Genomic DNA, 22,939 nt, shown 5'->3' with positions numbered 1-22,939 from the left:
AGGTCCTTTGGGTCATGTCAATCGATCGGCCAGGGCGGCCTTGATCTCGGGGGATGCGTGCAGGGCCCCGAGGATGGTGAGGGAGGCGATGGCCTGCCGTGCCAGCTCCGGGGGGACATCGCTATCGATCACGGCGAGGCCGAGAACCCGGATCTCAAGCTGCTCGCCGGCTGCGACCACGGCTTCCAGGTCCCCGCGTGTGAAGGTCCGAAGGCCCAATTCGAGTGCCAGGCGCGTTGTGGCCTTCGCGGCGATGTCGGAATGGGTCGAAAGCTGGTTGCGGATCGCCGTGCGGATGAAGTCCGAGCGGTTGGAGTAGAAGCCGTCCCGGACCAGCAGGTCGATGCGGCCGAGATCCACGAAGCCGAGGTTCAGCGTTAGTTTCTCGCTCTCAGGAGTTTTCATCGCCAATCCATGTACCATCCAATTGGATGGCATATGGATGTGATCGGATGGATATCAAGAGGGCACCCGCGCCCAGCGACCAATCCAAAACGTCAAAAGACAGAGACAGGCATTTGGCCGCGTGGCAGCACGTGGCATAAATGGGAACGCTCCCTAGACGGGAACGAGATCGGGGACATTTTGCCGACGCCGGAACTTCGGGACGCCCGTTTCATGCGCAGCCTGCTGGCGGCGTCGGACGATTGCATCAAGGTCATAGACCTCGACGGCAAGCTCTCCTTCATGAGCGAAGGCGGCCAGCGCGTCATGGAAGTCAGCGATTTCAACGCCATCAAGGGCTGCCCCTGGCCGGATTTCTGGGCTGATCAGGGCAACGCCGAAGCCAAGTTCGCGATCGAGGAGGCGCGTGCTGGTCGCAGCTATCGCTTCCAGGGTGCAGCCGACACGGCCGCCGGCAATCCACGGTTCTGGGACGTCCAAGTTGGTCCGATCCTGGGCCCGGATGGCAAACCCGAGGCGATCCTGTCCGTGTCGCGAGATATCACGGCCATCAAGGAGGCCGAGCAACGCCAGCGTCTGCTCGCGCTTGAACTCAAGCATCGGATGAAGAACACCGTCGCCATGATTCAGGCGATCGCCAATCAGACGATCCGTGGTGGTCCCGAGGTGGATGCGCTCAAGGAGGCCTTCATCGCAAGGCTGAACACGATGGCCTCGGCACAGGACATCCTGACCCAGACCGTTTGGGCCAGAGCGAGCCTAGCATATCTCGTCGAAGAGTCTCTGAAGGGGCAAAGCGACCTGTCGCGCTTCCGCATCGACGGCCCGCCGGTTGAACTCTCGTCCAAGACTGCCCTGGCGATGGCGCTCGCGCTCCATGAGCTGGCGACCAATGCCGCGAAACACGGCGCTCTCAGGCAGGATGGTGGACGAATCGACATAACCTGGTCGGTTGAAGACGGTCAGTTCGCATTCGAGTGGCGTGAGAGCGGCGGCCCGCTGGTCGAGCCGCCAACCCGCCGCGGCTTCGGATCGCGCATGATCGAGCGCGCTTTGGCGGGATATTTCAGCGGTGCAGCCGCCATGGACTATCAGCCGGCCGGAGTGGTCTTCTCGCTTCGCGGCCCCATCGACGCGCTCATTGCCGACTGATCAGGCCGTCGGCCGGAAGGCTGCGATGACTTCGGCTGCCCGGTATGGCTTTCTGATATACTGAACGTTCTCAGGCAGCTCGCCCTCGCGCGGCATGACGCGCCCGCTTGCGACGACGATGAGGATGGGCGGCCACCCCAGTCGCACGACATGCGCCAGCTTCATGCCATCCATGGAGCCTGGCATCTCGATGTCGGTGAACACGACGGCGATGTCGTGGCGGGCTTTGAGGATCGCGATTGCTTCCTCGGCATGGGCAGCCTCGACCACCTCGAAACCAGCCTCCTCGATGAAGTCGACGGCGTCCATCCGAAGGAGCGGCTCGTCTTCGACGATCAGGACAACCAGCTTCGACATCATGTACTTTCGAGAGTGACCCTCAGCCAACTGCCGACGCGAGCTCTTGTTGCCTCTCATTGTAAAGAATTGCGCTTTTTGTCCTTAGCACTTGGTTACGATGGCCAACTTTGGCCTGCGCGACGAGGCGGGCGCTATGCTTCCGGGAAACATCAGGTTTCAGGAGGGGGATTCGCCTGTGGCGCAGACCGCGGTTTTCATCCGGCGGAGGAGGTCCAGCAGGTAGCCCAGCTTTGATCGCATTCCTCGGCGGCGATGGATCACCCGGCTGAGGGCGTCGCCCCCTGTATGCCCGGGAACTCCAACAAACTGCCAGCGTTCTAATTTGCCCACCCGAAACCACGTGGGCTGCGGCGCGTTGGGTCGGGGGAAGTTTTGTCCGCACCGTCCCAGTGCCTTGAGTTCGTCACGATGACGGCGACCCTTCCGTCGACCGATTTCACTCCGGCGTCCAGCTTCAAGGAAACTGATCGATGCCGGCGATTGAGGTTCCCTCCACTGTCGCAGCTCCATCGACAAGGTCGCCCGCTGACGTCGTCTCGAATGTAGCCATCGGCGTCTTCATCATCGCCGCGCTCTATTTCGGGCGTGAGGTTTTCGTCCCGGTGGCGCTCGCGATCCTGTTCAGCTTTGTCCTGGCGCCACTGGTCAAAGGATTGCAGAAGCTGCGTGCCCCGCGGGCGTTGGCGGTTTTTGTCGTCGTCTTGATTGCGTTCGCGACCTTGGCGGCCTTGACGATGGCGATGGTTGGCCAGGCAACTCAATTGGCGAGCGAGCTGCCAACCTATCAGAGCACCATCCGCGCCAAGATTGCCGCCTTGAAAGGCTCGGGAGCAGGTAGCGGGGTTTTGAGCCGCGCCGCGGATGTGCTGCAAGACCTGGGCAAGGAACTCGACCGTCCCAAGGCGGAATCTCCAGTCCCAAGCGAAACGCCAGGCCTTGCACGGGACGGACGCCCGATCCCCGTCGAGGTGCATCAACCGGAACCCGGCGCTATCGAAACGCTGCAGGCCTTTCTGGCTCCGCTGATCCACCCTCTGACCACAACCGGAATCGTGCTGATCTTCGTCGTCTTCATCCTATTGAAGCGCGAGGACCTTCGAAATCGGTTCATCCGATTGACCGGGACCTACGATCTGCAGAAGACCACGGCCGCGTTTGATGACGCCGGCAAGCGCCTCAGCCGGCTGTTTCTGATGCAGCTCATCGTCAACGCCGGCTTCGGTGTGGTGATTGGTTGCGGGCTTGCCGCCATCGGCGTTCCCAGCGCCTTGCTTTGGGGAATTCTGGCGGCGATCCTGCGCTTCATTCCCTATCTTGGCGCTGTTCTCTCGGCCGTTTTTCCGATGGTGATCGCCGCATCCGTCGATCCCGGCTGGATGATGCTCGCACTGACGGCGGCCTTGTTCGTGATCGCCGAACCGCTGGCCGGGCATGTGATCGAGCCGTTGGCCTATGGCCGCTCCACTGGGCTCTCGCCGATCGCCATCGTGGTCGCCGCGACATTCTGGACCTGGCTATGGGGGCCCATCGGACTGGTCTTGGCCACACCCTTGACCGTAGGTCTCGTTGTGCTCGGCCGGCATGTCGAAAGACTGGAATTTCTGGACGTCATGCTGGGAGATCGACCCGCCCTATCGGCGCCGGAGATCTTCTATCAGCGGATTCTCGCGGGCGATCCCGCGGAAGCAGCCGACAAGGCTGAGGAGGTACTGAAAGAGCGCTCGCTATCCGCTTATTACGACGAGGTCGCGCTCGAAGGCTTGCGGCTCGCTGCTACAGACGAGGCGCGCGGGGTTCTCGATACTCCCAGGCGAAATCAGATTCTCGCGACAATTCGCGAGGTCGTCGAGGACTTGTCGGATCACGATGACCGCCGCCCCTCGCGCGACGCTGGCACGGCAGACCCCGAGACCGAGGCGACCGTTGAACAGACCAACGAACAGGAAGGTGCGTCCGATCTGCCCGTACTTACGGCGGCTGAGCTGAAGGACACGTTTCGAGACGGAGGGGGGGTGGTCTGCATCGGCGCGCGATCGCAACTCGATGAGGCAGCCGCGCTGATGCTGGGCCAGATCCTGGAGAAGCATGGATTGGCGGCGGAGGCATTGCCTCCCACCGCACTGCTGGCTCCCGGTATGGAGCGACTTGTCGCGCGTGCTCCGGCTCTGATCTGCCTTTGCTATATCGGGCCTCACAATGCCGCTCACGTGAAGTATGCGCTTCGGCGCCTTCGGCGCCGTCTGCCAACGGCGATCCTCGTCCTCGGCGAACTGTCGCAAATTTCCAGTCCGTTGGCGGATATCAAGGGGCCCTCGCTCGCCGACGACGTGGAAACGTCACTTCGAGGTATCTGCCGGTTGTGCCTTCAGTTCGCGGAGACAACGGGGGCGGCAGGCGGTCGAGCGCATCATCTCGAATAAGCAAGGCTTGGGAACTGTATGATCTCATTTCCTCGCAGCTGAAACGGAATTTCCAGTATCAAAAAATTACGTAAATCGCGGAACGGAAATAATATTCGATCTCACCTTCGTGAGATAAATAAACAGGATTATTTTCTAAATCTATGATACATTATTTTACGGGAGGTTCTTCTTCCGCAAATCGGAAGGTTTTTTCCATGAAAATCCCCTCTCAAACCAAACCTGCCATCTGGGGTGCCGTTGGCGGTGCTGTTGCTATTGCCGTTCTCGGCTTCACTTGGGGTGGGTGGTCGACGGCTTCGTCAAGCGAACGCGTGGCGAAGCTCAGAGCCGAGAATGCTGTTGTCGCGGTCTTGTCTCCGATCTGCGTGAGCAACTTTCAGAAGCAACCCAATGTCGATGCCGCTCTCGCAGAACTGAAGAAAATCAGTTCGTGGAGCCAGGGCGATTTCATTGCCAAGGGCGGCTGGGCCACGATGATCGGCAGCACCTCTCCGGACTCGGCCGTCGCCAAGGCCTGCGCCGAAACGCTCGGCATGCCGAAGACCTGAGTCCGATCGCAACGGCGAAAGCCGTACGCAGCGACATCGTCCGTCGATCATGAACCATTCCGCGTGAGCAGCGCGGAAATGGTGGCGTTCATGTCACCTCCCTGCTCGGCAAGAGGAGTTTCACATGGCTAAGGGACAGACGCGCGGCAACCGAGAGACCAAGAAGCCCAAGAAGAAAAAGGAAGCGGTGGCAGTGCCCGTATCGGCGAAGGGTCTGCCGGCAGCGCTCGAACTTGCGGGAAAGCCGAAGAAGAAGAGCTGACGTGAACATTCGCAGTCGCGAAACCACGGTCACGTTCAGGAAGCCCTTCAGGCTGAGCGCGATAGATCATATGCAGCCTGCCGGCACCTACCGCATGGTGGTCGACGAGGAGGAGATTCCAGCCACCTCGTTCCTGGCTTACCGCCAGATCGCCACCATGCTGCACACGCCGTCGTTGTCTTCGTCTGGCAGCTCCCAGGTGTTCACGGTGAGCCCGGGCGAACTGGCCAGTGCGTTGGAGGCTGATATTAGCGCTTAAACGACGCCGGCGAGGAGGCTCACGCGCCGGCCTGCGCTGATCCACCATGCTGTCGCGGCGGCGCATTTGACGCCTGATCTCAGCCTTGGCGCGTTTCAATGCTGCGTCGAGCGGCTCGATCGTTCGGAAGATTGCTGCAAAACCGGGAGTGCGGCTGGCGCCCTTCTGACGCGCGCCAACCAGCCGAAGTAGTTCGCGAGTGCGTGCGCCGGCGCCCCCACGAACCGCCGCTGCCCAAGGCCGGCGCGTGACGATCCGTCGGTCGATTTCCGGCCGTACGAACCAGGAGCCCTATGATGGCGCTCGAACAAGCCTGCATCGAGATGATCCCCAAGCCCTGGGGATCGACTGACCTTCTACCCTGGAGCGGAATCGGGCATCCCGGCGTTCCGATCGGTGAACTCTGGTTCCAGCGCTGCGAGAAGCATGCGCCGGAGCCAGCCTTGCTGCTCAAACTCCTGTTCACGCAGGAGGCCCTATCGATCCAGGTGCATCCGGACGATGCTGCGGCCCATGGGATGGGGCTGCCGCGCGGCAAAACCGAAGCCTGGTACATCCTGTCCTCTGCCTCCGACGCCACGGTTGGTATCGGCCTCAAGACTGCCGTCGCCCCAGAGCAATTGCGGGTTGCCATTGCCGATGGCTCGATCGCCGAGCTTGTCGCATGGCATAAGCCGCACGCGGGGGAGGTCATTGCCGTCCCGGCCGGGACGATCCACGCGATCGGCGCAGGTCTCGTGCTCGCCGAGATACAGCAGCGCAGCGACACGACGTTCCGTCTCTTCGATTACGGCCGAGCCCGCGAACTGCACATCGAGCAAGGCGTTGCGGTCGCTCATGCTGGCCCCACGAAACGAACCGTGCCGCCGCGGCGCCTGAGCGACGTCCGGACCCTGCTCGTCGCAAACCCCTACTTAGTCTTCGAGCGGATCGACCTGCTTGCCGGATCGATCTGGGAGCTCGATGCGCGATGCGAGACCTGGCTGGTCGCTATCGCCGGCGCTGCCGCCATCGGCGCGCTCCAAATCGGCGTCGGTCAGGGCTGCTTCGTCGAGGCACAGGGCGTGCGCATCGTGCCCGGCGAAGCCGGCCTGTCCTGCCTCGTCGCCTATGACGCGGCGGCACCAAGCCGAGATCTCCTGCGCCGTGTCGACGGCGATGGCATGCCCCGGTTCCGCGAGACGATTTCTCCGCCAACAGGGCCGCCGCAGGCCGTTTTGAATTCGCCAGTTCCGCCCACGGAGGCACGATCATGAGCCCGACCAAACGCATCGCCTTCATCGGCAATTCGCTGCCCCGCCGCTGCGGGATCGCGACCTTCACGACCGATCTGCAGCAGGCGATCGCATCCTCCGACGTCGATACCTCCATCGTCGCCATGAATGACCATGCTGAGGCTTACGACTATCCGTTTTCCGTGCACTGCCAGATTTCCGACCAGCGGCTCGAAGACTATGCGCGTGCCGCCGACTTCCTGAACGAGGGCCGCTTCGACGTCGTTTCCCTTCAGCACGAGTTCGGCATCTTCGGCGGTGAAGCCGGGAGCCATATCATGGCGCTGCTTTCGCGCCTGACCATGCCCGTCGTCACGACGTTGCACACTGTCCTGGCCGAACCGAATGCCGCGCAGCGCGACGTGATGGAACGGATCGTCGATGTCTCGGCTCGCGTAGTCGTCATGGCGGAGAAGGGGCGCGACCTGTTGCGGACCGTCTATCGGTTGCCGGCGGACAAGATCGAGGTGATCGCGCACGGCATTCCCGAATTTGCCTTTGTCGAGCCCGATGAAGCCAAGGAAAGGCTGGGCTTTGGCGGTCACTCCGTCATCCTGACATTCGGCCTGCTGTCGCCCAACAAGGGCATCGAGGTGATGATCGACGCGATGCCCTCGATCCTGAGGCGCCGCCCCGATGCAATGTATGTCGTTCTGGGCGCGACGCATCCTCATCTCGTCCGCGAGCATGGCGAGGCATATCGCGAAAGCCTGATGGCGCGTGTGCGCGAGATCGGGGTCGAAGACCACGTCGTCTTCCTCGACCGGTTCGTTGATCAGGCTACGCTGCTCGGCTTCATCTCGATGTGCGATGTCTATGTCACGCCCTATCTCAACGAGGCGCAGATGACATCGGGCACGCTGTCCTACAGCTTCGGGCTGGGCAAGGCCGTGGTTTCGACGCCCTATTGGCATGCCAGGGAATTGCTTGCCGACGGGCGCGGCATCCTCGTGCCCTTCGGCGACGTCGTCGCCATCGGCAACGAGATCGGAGGCTTGCTGACCGATGCGCCCCGGCGCCAGGACATGAGGCTGCGCGCCTATGCGAGCAGCCGCTCGATGACCTGGGAGCGAACCGCGAAGTGCTATCTCGCCGCCTTCGAGACGGCGCGCCGGGGACGTGTGCTGAGCGCTGTTGCGGGCTCAAGCCAGCCGACGGCCCTGCCGGCAATGGCGCCGCCGCCGGAGATGCAGACCGGCCACCTCCTGTCCATGTGTGACGATACCGGGCTGTTCCAGCACGCTGTTCATTCCGTGCCGGACCGCTCGCATGGCTATTGCATCGATGACAATGCCCGCGCTCTGCTTCTCGCCAATGCTCTGAACAATACCGGAGAGGCGCGCCTGCCGGACGCGCTTACGGCACGCTTCGCCTCATTCGTGCAGCACGCCTGGAACCCCGACCGGCGGCGCTTCCGCAATTTCATGAGCTTCGACCGGCGCTGGCTCGAGGAAGCCGGGTCGGAAGACAGTCATGGGCGCACGCTCTGGGCGCTCGGCGTCTGCGCGCGTGACGATGCGAGCGTTTCGCGGCGGCGATGGGCCGCGGCCCTGTTCACCGAGGCCCTGCCCATCATCGAGAGCTTCAGCTCCCCGCGTGCCTGGGCTTTTACCTTGCTGGGCCTCGATGCTCATTGCACTACGACGGCCGCCATCTCGCTTCGTGCGCTTCTCGCTGACCGCCTGCTCGGCCTGCTCGCGACGGTCGAGACGCCGGACTGGATCTGGTTCGAGGATGGGCTCTCCTACGACAACGCGCGCCTGCCCCAAGCCCTGATCGCGACGGGATTGGCGATGAAGGTCCCGGCCTATGTCGAGGCTGGCCTGCGCTCGCTGCGTTGGCTCACGCATCTCCAGACGACGCGGGCAGGCCTGTTCAGGCCTGTCGGCTCGGAGAGTTTCGGGGACAAGCGTAGCCCACCGAAGGCCTTTGATCAGCAGCCACTGGAAGCGACGGCCGTGATTTCAGCCTGCCTGGCAGCCTGGCGGGCCGACGGCGATCCGCAATGGCGCAACGAAGCCGCGCGCGCTTTCGCCTGGTTCCTGGGCGGCAACGACCTCTCCACACCCCTGGTCGACCTGGATACCGGTGCCTGCCGTGACGGCCTTCATCGCGATCGGCCGAATGAGAACCGCGGCGGTGAATCCGTCGTATCGTACCTGCTCAGCCTCGCCGAGATTCGCCAGCTTGCCCGCGTCAGCGGGGATCGCCCGAAACTGGCGCCGCTTCGTATCTTGCACGCCTGAGCTTTCGGCGACCTTGCTCAAAACAGATCGGCGGACGTCTTGTCCCAGCCCAGTTTCCTGAACCGGCAGACCCTGTACCTGCATCCCGACCCCTCCCGGGTCGTCGTGCGTCGGTTCGGCCCCGCGGGCGAGCCACGGGATTTCAATCCAGCCGAGAAGGCGAAGGCGAACCACATCGTCGACCGGGTTTTGTCGCTCGCCCCTGAGGAGGCGACGAACCTGCTTGCCGAGGTGCTGGAAAATTTCAACGGCCGGCACCGCAACCTGCTGGCGAGGTTCGAGACACGTGCCGATGAGATGGAGGATGCCTTCGCCGCTCACGGCGCCTTCACCAAGGTCCAGCGCCAGCTGGTCGGGGCCTATTTCCTGCACGAGTATTCGTTCGAGGCGGCGGCGCTTTTCAACCCGAGCATCATCGCGCATCCCGACCAGTCCGATGCTCCAGCTGGCGGGCTTCGCTTCATCCTCAGCGTTCGCGCCGTCGGAGAGGGGCACATCTCGTCCCTGACGTTCCGCTCCGGGTCGATCGCGGCCGGCGGCGAGGTCAGCGTCGACCCGACCTCGCGCCTGGCGACGATCGCCACCTTGCACAACCGGATGGCGCGGCTCGATGGCGAGGATGTCGAGGTCGTATTCGCCGCGGACAGCGACATCAGCGAGCGGGTGATCTTTCCCGTGACCGCGTCGCAGTCGAACGGCATCGAGGATGCGCGTTTCGTCGCGTTCGAGGAGGATGACGGCATCATCTATCGCGCCACCTATACGGCCTATGACGGCAGGTCGATCCGCTCGGAGCTGATCGAGACCCGCGACTTCCTGTCGTTCCGACTATCGCCGCTGCGAGGCTCCGCCGCCGTGAACAAGGGCATGGCGCTGTTTCCGCGCAAACTCGGCGGGCGCTATGCGATGATCTCCCGGCAGGACAATGAAAACCTCTACCTGATCTATTCGGATGATCTCCTGACCTGGAACGGCGGAGTCGCCATCCTGAAGCCACAGTATCCGTGGGAGTTCGTGCAGATCGGCACCTGCGGCTCGCCGATCGAGCTCGACGAAGGCTGGCTGCTCCTGATCCACGGCGTCGGGGCCGTGCGAAAATACACGATCGGTGCGGTTCTGCTCGACAAGGCGGACCCTTCGAAAGTGCTGGGGCGCCTGCGCCAGCCTTTCGTCCAGCCCGAGTCCCCGGAACGGGAGGGCTACGTACCGAACGTCGTCTACACCTGCGGCGCGATACGCCACAGCGACATGATCGTCCTGCCTTATGCGGTCTCGGACACCTTCTGCCATTTCGCCACGGTGAAGGTCGCAGCACTATTGGAAGCGATGGAGCCGGGCTGCGCAGTCATAAATGCGCCCGGCAAAGACAAGCGGCCTTACGCCGGACAACCCACTCTCGAAAGCGAAAAGCCATGACCGAACGTCCCATCAAGGTCGGCGACACCGTGCGCCTGTCGTTCGGCTTCGCCGATCGCTCTGGAGAGGGCGACTACGAGATTATTCGCGTGATGCCGGCGCGGGAGAGCGGTGAGCGTCATTACCGGGTTCGAGGCATCGACGGCCGCGAAAGGGCGATCGGTCACAACCAGATCATTGTTTCAAAAGCAAAGGCCAAATCGCCGGTATCCGGCTCTCGGGAATGATCAGGAGCGGCCCGGCATCGACCAGGAGGCTGTCGCCGCCCATCAGGAGGAAAGCAGAATGACCGAACGCTCGAAATCACGCACCCAGGCAGAGGCTGCATTCCTGAAGACGCAGACGCAATCGCTGTCGCGGAATCGCCTTCTGTCGGAGACCGAAAGCCTCAACCAGGAGCGCGACGCGAAGACGGCCCGGCTGAAGGAACAGCGGCTGCGCAAGGAGGCTGATGAGCGCGCAGGCGGCGCTACAGTCCCGTCGAAGAATCTGCCGTGAAGCCGCTGAGCTCTCGACGCGGCATCGCGATCGTCGATCGTCAGCCCTGCTAAGCGGCTTGGTTGTTCAACAGGCGGCGATAGTGATCGGCCTGCTGATAGAAGCGCTCGGCTTCAACTTTGTCACCGATCATTTCCGACCTGCGTGCGAGGGTGAGCGTGCGCTGGTATCTTGCCTGAAGGTTGGGCGTTCGCGGTGCCTCGGCCAGGCCACCTCGATTCTGAGGGCGCCGCGCGCGATGATGCAAATCCATGGTTCTTTTCCCCTTAACCCAGGATCTCAGCGACGATCTCACGCAATTCAGCGCGTGAGAGACCGCCGGAAACGGGTTTGCAGATCGGTGCAGGGAGCGGAGACAGGGGTGCCGGCGCTGCCTTGCCGATACGGTGTTCTTTTTTGGTCTTGTCGATGGTCTTGTTCATATGAATCCCATGGCGCGCGGCTCGGCCACGCGACGTGTCAGGCAGCCGGCACAATGCCGGCAGCGGATGCCGCAAAGCGGCGAGCGATGTCGAAAGAAAAAGAAGTCGGGCAAACCGCGAGTTCGCGATGCCAGCTAAGCGACTCCGTCGATCATTTATTATTAGTCGATCATTGTGGCCGTTTGAGGTCCCTGCGAGGCCACACCCAGCGGGAGCGCGCCACGCGTTTCTTTCAAGCGACTTGGTTGAACTCCGGCAACGGGCGCCCCACGACTGCCATGTAGTGATCCGTCCAGTTGGTAACGGCAAGCTCGATCGCTATCCCGCCTTCACAGTGAAGAAGGATTTTGTAGGAGAACTCGCTCGGATCGGCAGTTTCCGTATCGCAGATCAGATATCCGACCCAATGATGCTCCTGATGCGTGCCGAACTGATATTTGGCGTGCAGCCTTCGGCCACTGCGTAAAGTGACCGACCCAGTTCCGTTGAGCATGGTTTGTGTCTCCGCTTGGCGGCGTGACAGGCGCCGCGACGGTCATTTCCAGAAGCGGTATGGAGACAACTGTAGTTGAACAAACCGCCCTTTCGCCGGACATCGCAAGTCACGTTTCGGGTACGAAGGAAAATCTGCAGATGCTGACCTCGATGAAGGCGATAGCGTAACAGCCGAAGCTTGGTTGGCGGCCGGAACCGGGATCACGACGTCAGGCCCGATTTGCGTAGGGAGGCACATCGACGAGCGTCCCGATGAGGCGGAGCAAGGCCTGTTGCTCGGGACGGTCCGACTTTCCGGAGACGAGGAAGGCTCCCAACTCGATATGCGACAGCTGGCCGCCTCCCGGACCGTTCGGTTGATGGATCACGAATGCTGCGCCGCTCGTCGGCTCCCGCCCCAGAAACCAGCAGTCACCGGTGGGGCTGCGATATAGCTCTCGCCGTTCGCTCATGATGTCGCGTGCTCCTGCGATTGACGATGGCTGGACAAACGCGAGGTCGCCACGCGAGACCGGCCGAAGCCTATCCGCTGTCCTCGCCAGTCCTTTACACGCGGCCGAAAGCTCCGGCCTTTACTAGCGGAAGTCGTCGGCCGAGAGCCGATGATAGCCCCCGCGCTTCTTCAGATAGGCGGAGCGAGCGGCCCGCAATATGGCTGAGCGATTGAGGTCGAATGCGACGAGGAACGACCCCTCGCTTCCGTCGATGATAGCGGGGCTTAAAGTCCGCAGAACGTCGAGCTCGATCTGGAACATCACTTCCAATGACGCTTCAGAGCCCCAGAAGCTTACGCAGCCGCGGCCGGGTTCGTAACGCCGGATCGAGTTGGGAAAGTCGAGGCTCATGACCTGCGCCCTGCGCCAAGACGCACCAGCTCAGCCTGATAGGCATCGACATGGCGCCGCTTCCGCTTCTTTTGCAGCCAGATGCCAACGGGAAATGCGATCAGCGAGCCAACAACAATCAACGACAAATGGGGGATCAGAGGCACGTCATAAAACCTGCCCGCTCCCCACATGCCGACGCTGAAGAGCGCCATGCCGATCATTCCATAGGTCAGCGCCGACGCCTCCGGCGCCGGGGCATAGCCAGCGGCTGCAAACCGAGCCTTTTCCATATGCGGTTCCATGGGAGGCATCATTTCAGCACGAGTGCGAAGGCCAGTGCGAACGCGGCGATGAGGCCACCATGCGCGAGCCAAACCAGATAGCGATCTGCGGCCCAAACACGATAAATGAACCACTGCCCGGAAATATTTGTCATGGCTGGGCTCCGTTTGGCCCAGATCGGGGCGCTTCGCGCAAATGCTCTGAAGTAAAATCCCGATGCGTTTCGAGACTGCCTTAAAATGGTGCGCGCAGGATAATCTTGCAAGGCAAGGGTAGCGTCCGAGGACGTGGTGTAATTTCGGGGAGCGCTTTCGGTGGAAACAGCGGTGGAGAATCCGCTGCGTTTTTGGCCAAAACCGGTGTGGGCACCGGGTCCGTTTGAGAAGGTGGAGTTGCAAGACTTCGACCTGACCGAAACGGAGAACCCGATGACCGAGGACAGATTAGCGCTTGCCGAGCTTTCCGCGAAGAGCGGCGACCCTGATTTTCTGCGCGCGATCGCCGAGAGCGTGCTGCAACTGATCATGGAGGCCGATGTCGATGGCCTGATCGGGGCTGGGCGATACGAGCGCGGCGAAGCCCGGCAGACCTGGCGCAATGGCTACCGTGACCGGACGCTCGACACCCGGCTGGGCACGCTGAACCTGAAAATCCCGAAGATGCGCAGCGGAGCCTACTTCCCCGGCTTCCTGGAGCCGAGGAAGACGGTGGAGAAGGCGCTGGTCGCCGTCATCCAGGAAGCCTGGATCAACGGCGTCTCGACCCGCAAGGTCGATGAACTGGTGCAGGCCATGGGGATGACGGGCATCTCGAAATCGTCGGTGTCGAAGCTGTGCAAGGACATCGACGAGCGGGTGAACGCCTTCCTCAAGCGCCCGTTGTCCGGCGACTGGCCCTATCTGTGGCTCGACGCCACCTATCTGAAGATGCGCGAGGGTGGGCGTATTGTCTCCGTGGCGGCGATAATCGCGGTCGCCGTCGATACCGACGGAAAGAGGGAGATCGTCGGCCTTCACATCGGCCCGTCCGAAGCCGAGCCGTTCTGGACCTCGTTCCTGCGCGATCTGGTGCGCAGGGGACTGACCGGGGTCAAGCTGGTCATCTCGGATGCCCATGAAGGGCTGAAGGCGGCCCTTGTCCGCGTGCTCGGCGCGACATGGCAACGGTGCCGGGTTCATGCGATGCGCAATGCGCTGGCCTACGTTCCCAAGGGCCAGCACACCATGGTCGCCGCCGCGATCCGGCAGGCGTTCATCCAGCCCGACCACGACAGTGCCGTGCAGACCTGGCGGCATGTCGCCGACCAACTCCGCGCCAGATGGCCGAAGCTGGGAAGCTTCATGGATGATGCGGAAGCCGATGTGCTCGCCTACATGGCCTTCCCCGCCCAGCACCGCTCGAAGCTGCACAGCACGAATCCGCTGGAGCGGCTCAACAAGGAGGTGAAGCGCCGGGCCGATGTCGTCGGCATCTTCCCGAACGAGGACAGCATCGTCCGCCTGATCGGAGCCGTCCTGCTCGAAGCCAACGACGAGTGGCAGCTTCAGCATCGATACATGCAGGTCGAGGCCATGGCGGACCTCAACACACCGGCGATCGAGGACGAAAGGCCCCTTCAGATTACACCAAAGGCCGCCTGATCATGACGGCCCGGTCCCACACCCGAAATTACACCACATTGACGGACGCTATCAAGGCAAGGAGCAATTATTTCCATTCTGACAATCATAACCGCATTCAGCGAACGATAGATCGATACCCTGATCGAACGCCCCCACCTGATACCTCGGTTTCTCGCGCGGGCCGCCTTAGCTTTTGATATTGCTGGCGAGCTCCGCCTTCATAAAATCCCCGGCGAAAGAAACCCCTCGGAGGAAGGAGCATGCCGTTCTCGTCATTGAGTGATCCAGTTGACCTCGCCCGGGCGCAGGCAGCCCTGGAGGCCGCGTGGAACGAAGTCAGATCGACCATTCCTGATGCGTTCGATGAGCGAGAGCGAACCAGGCTGGCCTATATCGTGGCTGCGCTGGTGGCGATCGCGGAAGATGAAGATGACCTGGCGCGGCGGGCCATCGAGCGATACCGACAATCTGCCGTTGCCTGAAGGCGATGCGGCCTTTCGTGGAGCCTGCCCATTGGAGGCACGAGCCTTGCCGGCGCGCGCGAAGAGCTTCGCCAGATCGTCGGAGAGATATCGGGATGAGGGCCGCCGGCTGTCCGTGACGACCACAGCTCACGCAGCCGGCGCTATCGCATACGCCCGAAACACGGCCCCATAGAAGCAGCCGGAAGCCACCAGAACGAAGCCGTGCCAGATCGCATTCTGGAACGGCAGGCTTTCCCAGATATGGAAGATGACGCCGATCGAATAGAGGGTGCCGCCTGCGACGATCAGCCAGAGGGTCATCGCGGGCAGGAGGCTGACACTTTCCCAGATCAGGAGCCCGCTCCAGCCGATCAGGAGATAGAGCGCAATCGACAGCCGGTCGAACCGGCTGGGCAAAGCCACTTTGATCGCAACGCCGGCAGCGGCCGCGAGCCACACGATGACGAGCAGAACCTGGGCAAAAATGCTGGCGCTCAGCTTTATCAGGAACGGGGTGTAGGTGCCGGCGATCAGCACGTAGATCGCCGAATGGTCGAACCGCCTGATGAACCATTTTCGCGGTGATATCGGCCACATGTTGTAGGTGGCCGAGACGATCAGAACGGCGAGCAGCGCTGCGCCATAGATCGAAACGGTCAGCAGGTCGAATATCGGGGCGCTGTTCGCGACCTGGACGATCAACGTCGCGACGGCAGCCAACCCAAGGGCGACGCCAAGGACATGGATCACGCCGTCAGCCCAGAGCTCGGCGCGCCTGAAGACGAAGCGTCCTACGGCGGGAATGTCAACGGCGGTCGGATTCCAGGCCAGCGTGGCGGAGTAAAAGCAGGCCACTGGCGTTGAGGGTGGCGGATATGGCAGGGGCCCCGATCGGGGCCCCTGCCATATCGCGCTGTCGGGATTGATCAGGGGATGATCTCGCCGGTTTCTGGATCGGCTTCGTTGGCGGTGGTCTGTTTTTGCCCCGCCGCGGCGGAGGCGCGCCGGCGGCCGGCCGATTGTTTGAGGCGGTAGCTGTCGCCGTTCATGGCGAGGATGCTGACGTGGTGGGTCAGGCGATCGAGCAGCGCGCCGGTGAGGCGCTCCGATCCCAGGACGGACGTCCAGTCCTCGAAGGGCAGGTTCGAGGTGACGATGGTTGAGCCGCGCTCGTAGCGTTGCGAGAAGATCTCGAACAGGAGCTCGGCGCCGGTCGGCGACAGCGGCACATAGCCGAGCTCGTCGACGATCAGCAGCTTGACCGCCTGCAACTCGCGCTGGAGCCTGAGCAGGCGCTTCTCGTCGCGGGCTTCGAGGAGCTGGTTGACCAGCGAAGCCGCCGTCGTGAAGGCGACGGAGAAGCCCTTCTGGCAAGCGGCCAGCCCGAGCGCGAGGGCGACATGGGTCTTGCCGGTGCCGCTGTTGCCGAGCGCGATGATGTTCTCCCGGCGCAGGATGTAGCCGCAGCGCGCCAGCTCCAGCACGAGCATCTTGTTCAGGCTCGGGATCGCCGTGAAGTCGAAGGTGTCGAAGCTCTTCACCGCTGGGAAGCGCGCCGCCCGGATCCGCCGCTCGACCGTGCGCCGCTCCCGGTCGATCAGTTCGAGCTCGACCAACCGTAGCAGGTAGCGGGGATGATCGACGCCGTCGCGGGAGCATTCCCGTGCCACCTTGTCGTACTCGCGCAGGACGGTTGGCAGCTTCAGTTGCTTGAGGTGGTGCGCCAGCAGGACCTGCGGCGTTCCAGCGGTCGTGCCCGCCGGCATCGTCTCTTTCCCCGAGCCCGTCATGCCGCGGCTCCCGGCAGGAGCACGGCGTAATCGGCCGCCGAGGTCGTCTTCACCGTAGTCCTCGGCAGATACGGATAGGCCGCCAGATCCAGACGGGCCGGGCGCCGTTCCAGCCGCGCCAGCGCGATCAGCTTCACCGCATCGAAGCCGATCGCGCCCAGCCGGATCGCCTCGCCGACGGCGAAGCTCACGACCTCGCGCGGCAAGGCCTCCAGCAGCCGCAGCACCTGGATGAACTCGCGCTTGCCGCGATTGCCCATGCGCGCTTCCAGGAGATGGCGCAGGTGCTGGAAGGCCTCGGGCAGGTCCCAGCCCTGCAAGGCCGCGGCCTGGTCGAGGGCGTTCGGCTTCTCCTCGATTAGCGCCAGATAGTGCAGCGGATCGGAGACGAACACGCCCGTCCCGTAATTGCGGGGATGGCGGGCAATCTCCTCGCCCCGGCACAGGATCACGACCTCCTCGACGAAGCCCTTCACCACCACGTCCTGGAAGCCATAGGCCGTCGGGACCGAGTAGTCGTTCGACCGATATCGGACCAGCGCCGTCGACGAGACCCGCGCACCACGCTTCTCGCACGGCTCCAGCGGCACTGCCGGCAAAGGGCGCAAGACCCCGAGATCGGCAACAAGCCGCTCTCCGATCGTCTGGGCATGCCGGCCGGCCCGCTCGTCCTGTCGCCGGCGGCAGCGCTCGGCCAACATCGCGTTCAGTTCGGCGAAGCTCGCCGCCAAAGGGATCGGCGTCATGAAGTTCGAGCGGGCATACTTCACCAGCCCCTCGACCTTGCCCTTGTCATTGCCCTTGCCCGGGCGCCCGAACCGATCCCGGAACAGATAGTGGCTCACCAGCTCCGTGAAGGCCCGCGTCCGCTCGCGCCGGCCATCGCCGCAGATCTTCGCCACCGCAATGCGGGTGTTGTCATAGAGGATCGACAGCGGCACACCGCCGAAGAAGCCAAAAGCCGAGACGTGACCGTCCAGGAACGCTTCCGTCGTCTCGCGCGGATACGCCTTCACGAAGCAGGCATCCGACTGTGGCAGGTCCAGGCAGAAGAAGTGGATCTTCTGCCGCACGCCGCCGATCACCGCCAGCGCCTCGCCAAAATCCACCTGGGCGTGACCGGGCGGATGGGCCAGCGGAACGAAGGTCTCGCGGCCCCGCGCCCGGCAGAGCCGCACATGGTCCTTCACCACCGTGTAGCCGCCGGCAAAGCCGTGCTCGTCCCGCAGCCGCTCGAAGATCCGCTTCGCCGTATGGCGCTGCTTCACCGGAGACGCCCGGTCTCCGTCCAGGATCGCCTCAATCACCGGCAGCAGCGGACCGAGCTTCGGCTTCTCGACCGGCTTCGTGCGCGTGTAGCCCGGAGGGATCGAGAACCGGCACATCTTGGCGATCGTTTCGCGGCTCAGCCCGAACACGCGAGCCGCTTCCCGTCGGCTCTGCTTTTGATTGAAAACGAAATCGCGAACCGCCGCGTAGACCTCCACAGCGAACATCCCCGCCGACCCCGAAAGGGATCAGCCTATCCAGTGGACGACTTTTACGCCGCCCGCGCCCGCACAAACGCAGGCGCTTCACTGGATGGTTTTCTCACCGCCCTGCACAGCTGTTTGGATTGTTGAAGCATGTTGCTTCTCCTTGCGTTGTGGTCGATCGCTGGATCTTCAGTGCGAGCGAGCCGAAAGCAAAAAAGGCCGAGCATGAGCCCGGCCTTTCCGATGGCTATGGTCAAGGCGCCAGTACATCCGTGGTCGCCGATGACGCATTGCCTGATTTACGCTGTCTGGAGCTGCTCCGCCGCCATCTTCCCGGACTTGTTGTCGCGAGCGACCTCAAACCCGATCTTCTGGCCCTCGCGGAGATCCCGCATGCCAGCCCGCTCTACGGCGGAGACATGCACGAACACGTCCTGACCGCCATCGTCAGGCTGGATGAAGCCGAAGCCCTTGGTGGAATTGAACCATTTCACGGTGCCGGTGGTCATGAAAACCCTCCTTTTGGCAAACTCTGTCGCTCCCCGACAGAATATCGGATGAGTTCAGAACGATTTTGAAAGGGGGGATCATCGATGTCGCGCAGGAGGCGCGATAAAACAAAAACCAACCAAGCAATCTCGATGCGCTTATATCTAGATGATAACTTTTAAAGATGCAAGGAAATTCTTTCTTGGCGATTCCGAAATATGAAATGGTTGCCTTTTTATTTTCCGGAGGCCGTTTCTCACAATGCCTGAGGCGGAGGTTTATCGCAGAGGTCGAATGCGACGCCGTGATCTTTCGACGACGATCCCGTTAGCAAACCCAGCCGCGACGCCTCAAGGCCAATGAGCCACGGCAGCGACACGCGACATTGCCAAAGCTACGATGGCACTCCACAGCCATGACGGCGAACCGATCTCGGAACTGGCAACAAAGGACGCCAGGGCGCCTTCATCCATCGCGTGCCCGAACGGGACTTGTCGCTCTCCCGCCCAAGCAGCCTAGGCTGTTCCCCGGTTCGGGTGATGCGATCCGGCCTTTGCTGATCGACAAGCCTCTTGATCACGTGATGGCGAGCCGGGGCCGTGGAGAAAAGATAGAGCAGAGGGGATCGGCGCTTCCCAGGCGGCGAGACCAGCCACCAGATCGCTGCCGCGCCCAATCATGTTCGGGCATCGCAGGCCCATCCCAGGGTCTTGGCGACTTGAACGATCGCGCGAGGAATGCCCTGCGCGAACGATCGCCTGGCTCTCTCCTAGCATCCCCCGACTCCCAGGCGGATGCGAGTAATGCGCAACAACGGTGCCCCCCGCTGCGTAGCATTCAGATTATGCGAACCCGTATCCTCCGCACGTTTGCCCGGTGCGTTTGGCGGCACCGGGCTCTTGTCGTGTCAGGCGTGGCCGCGCGAGCCCTCCCTGCGGCGTCCTGCGAAGGCAGCCATATCGGGCGCGAGAAGGTCGTGCTTTTCCGCCCAGGATGCGAACAGGCCGCGCGCTGTATCAGCTTCGATCTCGCCACGGATCGCTGCCAGGCATCCTTTCAGCGCGAAGCCGTGTACGGGATCCCGCCTGCTCACCGGCCAGTCGGCCAGGAACATGTAGGCCTCCATCGCGGATGCGACCGCGGTCGGATGCCCAAAGCCGGTCAGGATCACGACCGGCCTCTCAAAGTCGTCTGATGTCATCATGCAGTCCTCCCCAGGCGGGGAACGATCGCCAACATTGCCATAGCCATATCCTCCTGGAAGCAACATGGATCCGGTTTGGTTGATCGCCGCGTCGCGCACGCTTTGGCTCTTCGCGGCTGCCATCATTTTGGGAGGCTCGCCCGCGGGGTCAAGTCCGCGGGCGCATCGACATCACTGCAGCCGGAATTCGCCGCTCACCGCACTGAGATCGGCCGGGCCGATCAGATCCTTGTGAGCCACGGTGATGCGGAACAGCTTGCCGTCGAGCTCGGCCTGCCAGAAGGCGAGGAACTTGTTGAGCTCGGGGAAGCGCGGGGCGAGGTCGTAATCCTGCCAGATATATTCCTGCAGGATCGAAGGGTGATCGGGCAATCGGTAGAGAATGCCGGCGGTGGTCAATCCGTAGCCGGCGATCTGGCGGGCGAAGTCCGTCGAAGCCATTCCTTTCAGCTCCCTGGTTTCAATGCGCCGATGGCAGCGGATTTTCAAAGCCCTGGCAAGATGAAAGGTTGCGTTTGTGATGCCTTTTCAGCCTGTTAGCACTCAATCAAAAAAAGTGCTGCCGGCCTCTTGAAGGCGAAAATCGGGCAACCCAAATCATCGCGCGGGCACGGCGCCTCAGGGGCGCGCGGAACCTCGCCGCGAGACCCGCACAGGGCCGGCCCGCTTTGACATGTGACCGACATGGAAATTGGAGGAACTCATGAAGTTTCGGCCACTGCATGACCGCGTCGTCGTGAAGCGCATCGACGCCGAGGAGAAGACCAAGGGCGGGATCATCATTCCCGATACCGCCAAGGAAAAGCCGCAGGAGGGCGAGGTCGTCGCCGTCGGCGCCGGCGCGCGCGACGAAACCGGCAAGCTCGTGCCGCCAGACGTCAAGGTCGGCGACCGCGTGCTCTTCGGCAAATGGAGCGGCACCGAGGTCAAGATCGATGGCCAGGATCTCCTGATCATGAAGGAGGCCGACATCATGGGCGTCGTCGAGACGACGGCCGCCCTCAAGAAGGCCGCCTGACGGGGCCTTCATCCCACATCATCAACCTGAAACCTCAAGTCTGAAGGAGTGAGGAATCATGGCTGCGAAGGACGTGAAGTTTTCGCAGGACGCGCGCGAGCGGATGCTGCGCGGCGTCGACACGCTTGCCAATGCCGTGAAGGTCACGCTGGGTCCGAAGGGCCGCAATGTCGTGATCGAGAAGTCTTTCGGTGCGCCCCGCATCACCAAGGACGGCGTCACCGTCGCCAAGGAGATCGAACTTTCCGACAAGTTCGAGAACATGGGCGCCCAGATGGTCCGCGAGGTGGCCTCGAAGCAGAACGACGCCGCCGGCGACGGTACCACGACAGCGACCGTACTCGCCCAGGCGATCGTCCGCGAGGGCGCCAAGGCGGTCGCCGCCGGCATCAACCCGATGGACCTGAAGCGCGGCATCGATCTCGCCGTCGAGGCGGTGACGAAGTCGCTCGGCGAGCATTCCAAGACCATCACCGGCTCGGAGGAGGTCGCGCAGGTCGGCACCATCTCCGCCAATGGCGACCGCACGATCGGCGAGATGATCGCCGAGGCGATGAAGAAGGTCGGCAACGAGGGCGTCATCACCGTCGAGGAAGCCAAGACCGCCGAGACCGAGCTCGACGTCGTCGAAGGCATGCAGTTCGACCGCGGCTATCTCTCGCCCTATTTCGTGACCAACACCGAGAAGATGGTCGCGGAGCTGGAAGACCCCTACATCCTGATCCACGAGAAGAAGCTCTCGGGGCTCCAGACGATGCTGCCGCTTCTGGAAGCGGTCGTCCAGACCGGAAAGCCCCTGCTGATCGTGGCGGAGGACGTCGAGGGCGAGGCTCTCGCCACGCTCGTCGTCAACAAGCTCCGTGGCGGCCTGAAGGTCGCGGCCGTCAAGGCTCCGGGCTTCGGTGACCGCCGCAAGGCCATGCTGGAGGACATCGCGATCCTGACCGGCGGCACCGCGGTCAGCGAGGATCTCGGCATCAAGCTGGAGAACGTGACCCTCCAGATGCTCGGCCGCGCCAAGAAGGTCCGGATCGAGAAGGAGAACACCACGATCGTCGACGGCGCCGGCAAGAAGACCGAGATCGACGCCCGCGTCGCGCAGATCAAGGCGCAGATCGAGGAGACCACCTCGGATTACGACCGCGAGAAGCTCCAGGAACGCCTGGCCAAGCTCGCCGGCGGCGTCGCGGTCATCCGCGTCGGCGGCGCGACCGAGGTCGAGGTCAAGGAGAAGAAGGACCGCGTCGACGATGCCCTGAACGCGACCCGGGCCGCGATGGAAGAAGGCATCCTGCCGGGCGGCGGCGTTGCCCTTCTGCGCGCGGTCAAGGCGCTCGAAGGTATCGTGCCCGGCAATGACGACCAGAAGACCGGTGTCGAGATCGTCCGCAAGGCGATCACCGCTCCTGCGCGCCAGATCGTCGAGAATGCCGGTGGCGACGGCGCGGTCGTGGTGGGCAAGCTGCTGGAGTCTTCCGATTATGCCTGGGGCTACGACGCCCAGACCGGCGCGTACGGCGATCTGGTCAAGGCCGGCATCATCGACCCGACCAAGGTCGTGCGCACGGCGATCCAGGACGCGGCGTCGGTCGCGGGCTTGCTGATCACCACCGAGGCGATGATCGCCGAGGCGCCGAAGAAGGATCCGGCACCGGCCATGCCCGCTGGCGGCATGGACTATTGAGCATCGGGGGCGCCGCGGCTTCCGCGGCGCCCTCTCCCCACATCAATATCCCGGGGATGCCGAGGGGAAGGCCATGCCTTTTTCATCACTGACCGATCCCGTCGATCTGGCCCGTGCCGAAGCTGCTCTCGAAAAGGCATGGGCGGAACTCAAGCCGTCGCTTTCGGCGGGCTCTGACGAGCTGGAGCGAAACAACCTCGCCTATATCGTGGCTGCGTTGGTTCCGCTGGCACTCGACGAGGATGATCTCGTACAGCGTGCGATCGACCGGTTTCGCGAGAAGGCCTAGGCGAAAGGCTCCGTGAAAGCCCCTGCATTCTCTCC

At 62.8% G+C, this 22,939-nt stretch carries 30 protein-coding genes; 15 read left to right on the top strand and 15 right to left on the bottom strand.

Annotated features, from left to right (window positions below; genetic code table 11):
* Window positions 1–12 precede the first annotated feature (12 nt).
* Window positions 13–405 (bottom strand): CopG family transcriptional regulator, encoded by a 393-nt coding sequence (locus M9917_RS17405; protein WP_297255782.1) that lies wholly within the window; start codon window positions 403–405, stop codon window positions 13–15.
* A 213-nt stretch (window positions 406–618) separates the two neighbouring features.
* Between M9917_RS17405 and M9917_RS17400 the strand changes: the two genes are divergently transcribed.
* Window positions 619–1,557, top strand: a complete 939-nt coding sequence (locus tag M9917_RS17400; RefSeq protein ID WP_297255780.1) for a sensor histidine kinase — start codon at window positions 619–621, stop codon at window positions 1,555–1,557.
* Here M9917_RS17400 and M9917_RS17395 read toward each other — a convergent pair whose 3' ends face one another.
* Entirely contained in the window at window positions 1,558–1,917 is a 360-nt protein-coding gene (locus M9917_RS17395; RefSeq protein ID WP_297255779.1) for a response regulator, read from the bottom strand.
* Window positions 1,918–2,387: 470 nt separating this feature from the next.
* Here M9917_RS17395 and M9917_RS17390 point away from each other — a divergent pair, with 470 nt between their 5' ends.
* The 9 genes from M9917_RS17390 (at window position 2,388) to M9917_RS17350 (ending at window position 10,843) form a co-directional block, all read left to right on the top strand.
* Window positions 2,388–4,337: an AI-2E family transporter gene (locus tag M9917_RS17390; protein ID WP_297255777.1), complete on the top strand. Its 1,950-nt coding sequence runs from the start codon at window positions 2,388–2,390 to the stop codon at window positions 4,335–4,337.
* Between the two features lie 197 nt (window positions 4,338–4,534).
* Window positions 4,535–4,888 carry a hypothetical protein gene (locus M9917_RS17385; RefSeq protein WP_297255775.1) on the top strand — a complete coding sequence of 118 codons (354 nt, stop codon included), beginning with the start codon at window positions 4,535–4,537 and terminating at the stop codon, window positions 4,886–4,888.
* A 124-nt stretch (window positions 4,889–5,012) separates the two neighbouring features.
* Window positions 5,013–5,150, top strand: coding sequence for a hypothetical protein (locus M9917_RS17380; RefSeq protein WP_297255773.1), 138 nt, complete (start codon window positions 5,013–5,015; stop codon window positions 5,148–5,150).
* Between the two features lies 1 nt (window position 5,151).
* On the top strand, window positions 5,152–5,409 hold the full coding sequence (locus M9917_RS17375) for a hypothetical protein (RefSeq protein WP_297255771.1): 258 nt from the start codon (window positions 5,152–5,154) through the stop codon (window positions 5,407–5,409).
* A 296-nt stretch (window positions 5,410–5,705) separates the two neighbouring features.
* Entirely contained in the window at window positions 5,706–6,665 is a 960-nt protein-coding gene (locus M9917_RS17370; protein WP_297255769.1) for a class I mannose-6-phosphate isomerase, read from the top strand.
* Window positions 6,662–8,929, top strand: coding sequence for a glycosyltransferase family 4 protein (locus M9917_RS17365; protein ID WP_297255767.1), 2,268 nt, complete (start codon window positions 6,662–6,664; stop codon window positions 8,927–8,929). The genes M9917_RS17370 and M9917_RS17365 overlap by 4 nt, the downstream gene beginning before the upstream one ends.
* Window positions 8,930–8,968: 39 nt before the next feature.
* On the top strand, window positions 8,969–10,345 hold the full coding sequence (locus M9917_RS17360; protein ID WP_297255765.1) for a glycoside hydrolase family 130 protein: 1,377 nt from the start codon (window positions 8,969–8,971) through the stop codon (window positions 10,343–10,345).
* Window positions 10,342–10,572: a hypothetical protein gene (locus M9917_RS17355; RefSeq protein ID WP_297255763.1), complete on the top strand. Its 231-nt coding sequence runs from the start codon at window positions 10,342–10,344 to the stop codon at window positions 10,570–10,572. Before M9917_RS17360 ends, M9917_RS17355 begins: the two co-directional genes overlap by 4 nt.
* A 58-nt stretch (window positions 10,573–10,630) precedes the next feature.
* The gene (locus tag M9917_RS17350; protein ID WP_297255761.1) at window positions 10,631–10,843 is read left to right on the top strand and encodes a hypothetical protein; all 213 of its coding nucleotides are present in this window, start codon (window positions 10,631–10,633) and stop codon (window positions 10,841–10,843) included.
* 49 nt (window positions 10,844–10,892) lie between these two features.
* Here the strand turns inward: M9917_RS17350 and M9917_RS17345 are convergent, their stop codons facing one another.
* The 7 genes from M9917_RS17345 to M9917_RS17315 form a co-directional block, all read right to left on the bottom strand.
* On the bottom strand, window positions 10,893–11,096 hold the full coding sequence (locus M9917_RS17345; protein ID WP_297255759.1) for a DUF4167 domain-containing protein: 204 nt from the start codon (window positions 11,094–11,096) through the stop codon (window positions 10,893–10,895).
* Between the two features lie 13 nt (window positions 11,097–11,109).
* Window positions 11,110–11,265: a hypothetical protein gene (locus M9917_RS17340; RefSeq protein ID WP_297255758.1), complete on the bottom strand. Its 156-nt coding sequence runs from the start codon at window positions 11,263–11,265 to the stop codon at window positions 11,110–11,112.
* Between the two features lie 232 nt (window positions 11,266–11,497).
* Window positions 11,498–11,758 (bottom strand): hypothetical protein, encoded by a 261-nt coding sequence (locus tag M9917_RS17335; RefSeq protein ID WP_297255756.1) that lies wholly within the window; start codon window positions 11,756–11,758, stop codon window positions 11,498–11,500.
* Between the two features lie 211 nt (window positions 11,759–11,969).
* Window positions 11,970–12,212, bottom strand: a complete 243-nt coding sequence (locus M9917_RS17330) for a hypothetical protein (protein ID WP_297255753.1) — start codon at window positions 12,210–12,212, stop codon at window positions 11,970–11,972.
* Between the two features lie 123 nt (window positions 12,213–12,335).
* Window positions 12,336–12,605, bottom strand: a complete 270-nt coding sequence (locus M9917_RS17325; RefSeq protein ID WP_297255751.1) for a DUF1488 family protein — start codon at window positions 12,603–12,605, stop codon at window positions 12,336–12,338.
* On the bottom strand, window positions 12,602–12,889 hold the full coding sequence (locus tag M9917_RS17320) for a hypothetical protein (RefSeq protein WP_297255750.1): 288 nt from the start codon (window positions 12,887–12,889) through the stop codon (window positions 12,602–12,604). Before M9917_RS17320 ends, M9917_RS17325 begins: the two co-directional genes overlap by 4 nt.
* Window positions 12,890–12,897: 8 nt before the next feature.
* Window positions 12,898–13,023, bottom strand: coding sequence for a hypothetical protein (locus M9917_RS17315; protein WP_297255748.1), 126 nt, complete (start codon window positions 13,021–13,023; stop codon window positions 12,898–12,900).
* A gap of 274 nt (window positions 13,024–13,297) precedes the next feature.
* Here M9917_RS17315 and M9917_RS17310 point away from each other — a divergent pair, with 274 nt between their 5' ends.
* Together M9917_RS17310 and M9917_RS17305 are read left to right on the top strand one after the other, a co-directional pair.
* Window positions 13,298–14,509 (top strand): IS256 family transposase, encoded by a 1,212-nt coding sequence (locus M9917_RS17310; RefSeq protein ID WP_297254662.1) that lies wholly within the window; start codon window positions 13,298–13,300, stop codon window positions 14,507–14,509.
* A 242-nt stretch (window positions 14,510–14,751) separates the two neighbouring features.
* Window positions 14,752–14,973 (top strand): hypothetical protein, encoded by a 222-nt coding sequence (locus tag M9917_RS17305; RefSeq protein ID WP_297255746.1) that lies wholly within the window; start codon window positions 14,752–14,754, stop codon window positions 14,971–14,973.
* A gap of 129 nt (window positions 14,974–15,102) precedes the next feature.
* On the opposite strand, the gene trhA is transcribed toward M9917_RS17305, so the two are convergent.
* The 6 genes from trhA to M9917_RS17275 form a co-directional block, all read right to left on the bottom strand.
* On the bottom strand, window positions 15,103–15,786 hold the full coding sequence (gene trhA, locus M9917_RS17300) for a PAQR family membrane homeostasis protein TrhA (RefSeq protein WP_465246400.1): 684 nt from the start codon (window positions 15,784–15,786) through the stop codon (window positions 15,103–15,105).
* Window positions 15,787–15,881: 95 nt separating this feature from the next.
* The gene (gene istB, locus M9917_RS17295) at window positions 15,882–16,745 is read right to left on the bottom strand and encodes an IS21-like element helper ATPase IstB (RefSeq protein WP_465246306.1); all 864 of its coding nucleotides are present in this window, start codon (window positions 16,743–16,745) and stop codon (window positions 15,882–15,884) included.
* Window positions 16,742–18,241, bottom strand: coding sequence for an IS21 family transposase (istA, locus tag M9917_RS17290; RefSeq protein WP_297250232.1), 1,500 nt, complete (start codon window positions 18,239–18,241; stop codon window positions 16,742–16,744). Before istA ends, istB begins: the two co-directional genes overlap by 4 nt.
* Before the next feature lie 278 nt (window positions 18,242–18,519).
* The gene (locus M9917_RS17285) at window positions 18,520–18,729 is read right to left on the bottom strand and encodes a cold-shock protein (protein WP_297255744.1); all 210 of its coding nucleotides are present in this window, start codon (window positions 18,727–18,729) and stop codon (window positions 18,520–18,522) included.
* A gap of 887 nt (window positions 18,730–19,616) precedes the next feature.
* A complete protein-coding gene (locus tag M9917_RS17280; RefSeq protein WP_367273927.1) occupies window positions 19,617–20,039 on the bottom strand; it encodes a DUF982 domain-containing protein in 423 nt (140 codons plus the stop codon).
* 45 nt (window positions 20,040–20,084) lie between these two features.
* On the bottom strand, window positions 20,085–20,354 hold the full coding sequence (locus tag M9917_RS17275) for an usg protein (protein WP_297255743.1): 270 nt from the start codon (window positions 20,352–20,354) through the stop codon (window positions 20,085–20,087).
* A 262-nt stretch (window positions 20,355–20,616) separates the two neighbouring features.
* Here M9917_RS17275 and groES point away from each other — a divergent pair, with 262 nt between their 5' ends.
* The 3 genes from groES to M9917_RS17260 all read left to right on the top strand — a co-directional run bounded on the left by groES (window position 20,617) and on the right by M9917_RS17260 (window position 22,904).
* Entirely contained in the window at window positions 20,617–20,931 is a 315-nt protein-coding gene (groES, locus tag M9917_RS17270) for a co-chaperone GroES (protein WP_297255741.1), read from the top strand.
* 58 nt (window positions 20,932–20,989) lie between these two features.
* Complete coding sequence (gene groL, locus M9917_RS17265; protein WP_297255739.1) at window positions 20,990–22,615, top strand: chaperonin GroEL; 1,626 nt, start codon at window positions 20,990–20,992, stop codon at window positions 22,613–22,615.
* 73 nt (window positions 22,616–22,688) lie between these two features.
* The gene (locus M9917_RS17260; RefSeq protein WP_297255737.1) at window positions 22,689–22,904 is read left to right on the top strand and encodes a hypothetical protein; all 216 of its coding nucleotides are present in this window, start codon (window positions 22,689–22,691) and stop codon (window positions 22,902–22,904) included.
* Window positions 22,905–22,939: the final 35 nt, after the last annotated feature.

Source organism: Bosea sp. (in: a-proteobacteria) (assembly GCF_023953965.1).
Classification (GTDB): domain Bacteria; phylum Pseudomonadota; class Alphaproteobacteria; order Rhizobiales; family Beijerinckiaceae; genus Allobosea.
Note: the sequence above shows the minus strand (reverse complement) of the source record. Positions and strands in the feature narration are given on the sequence as shown.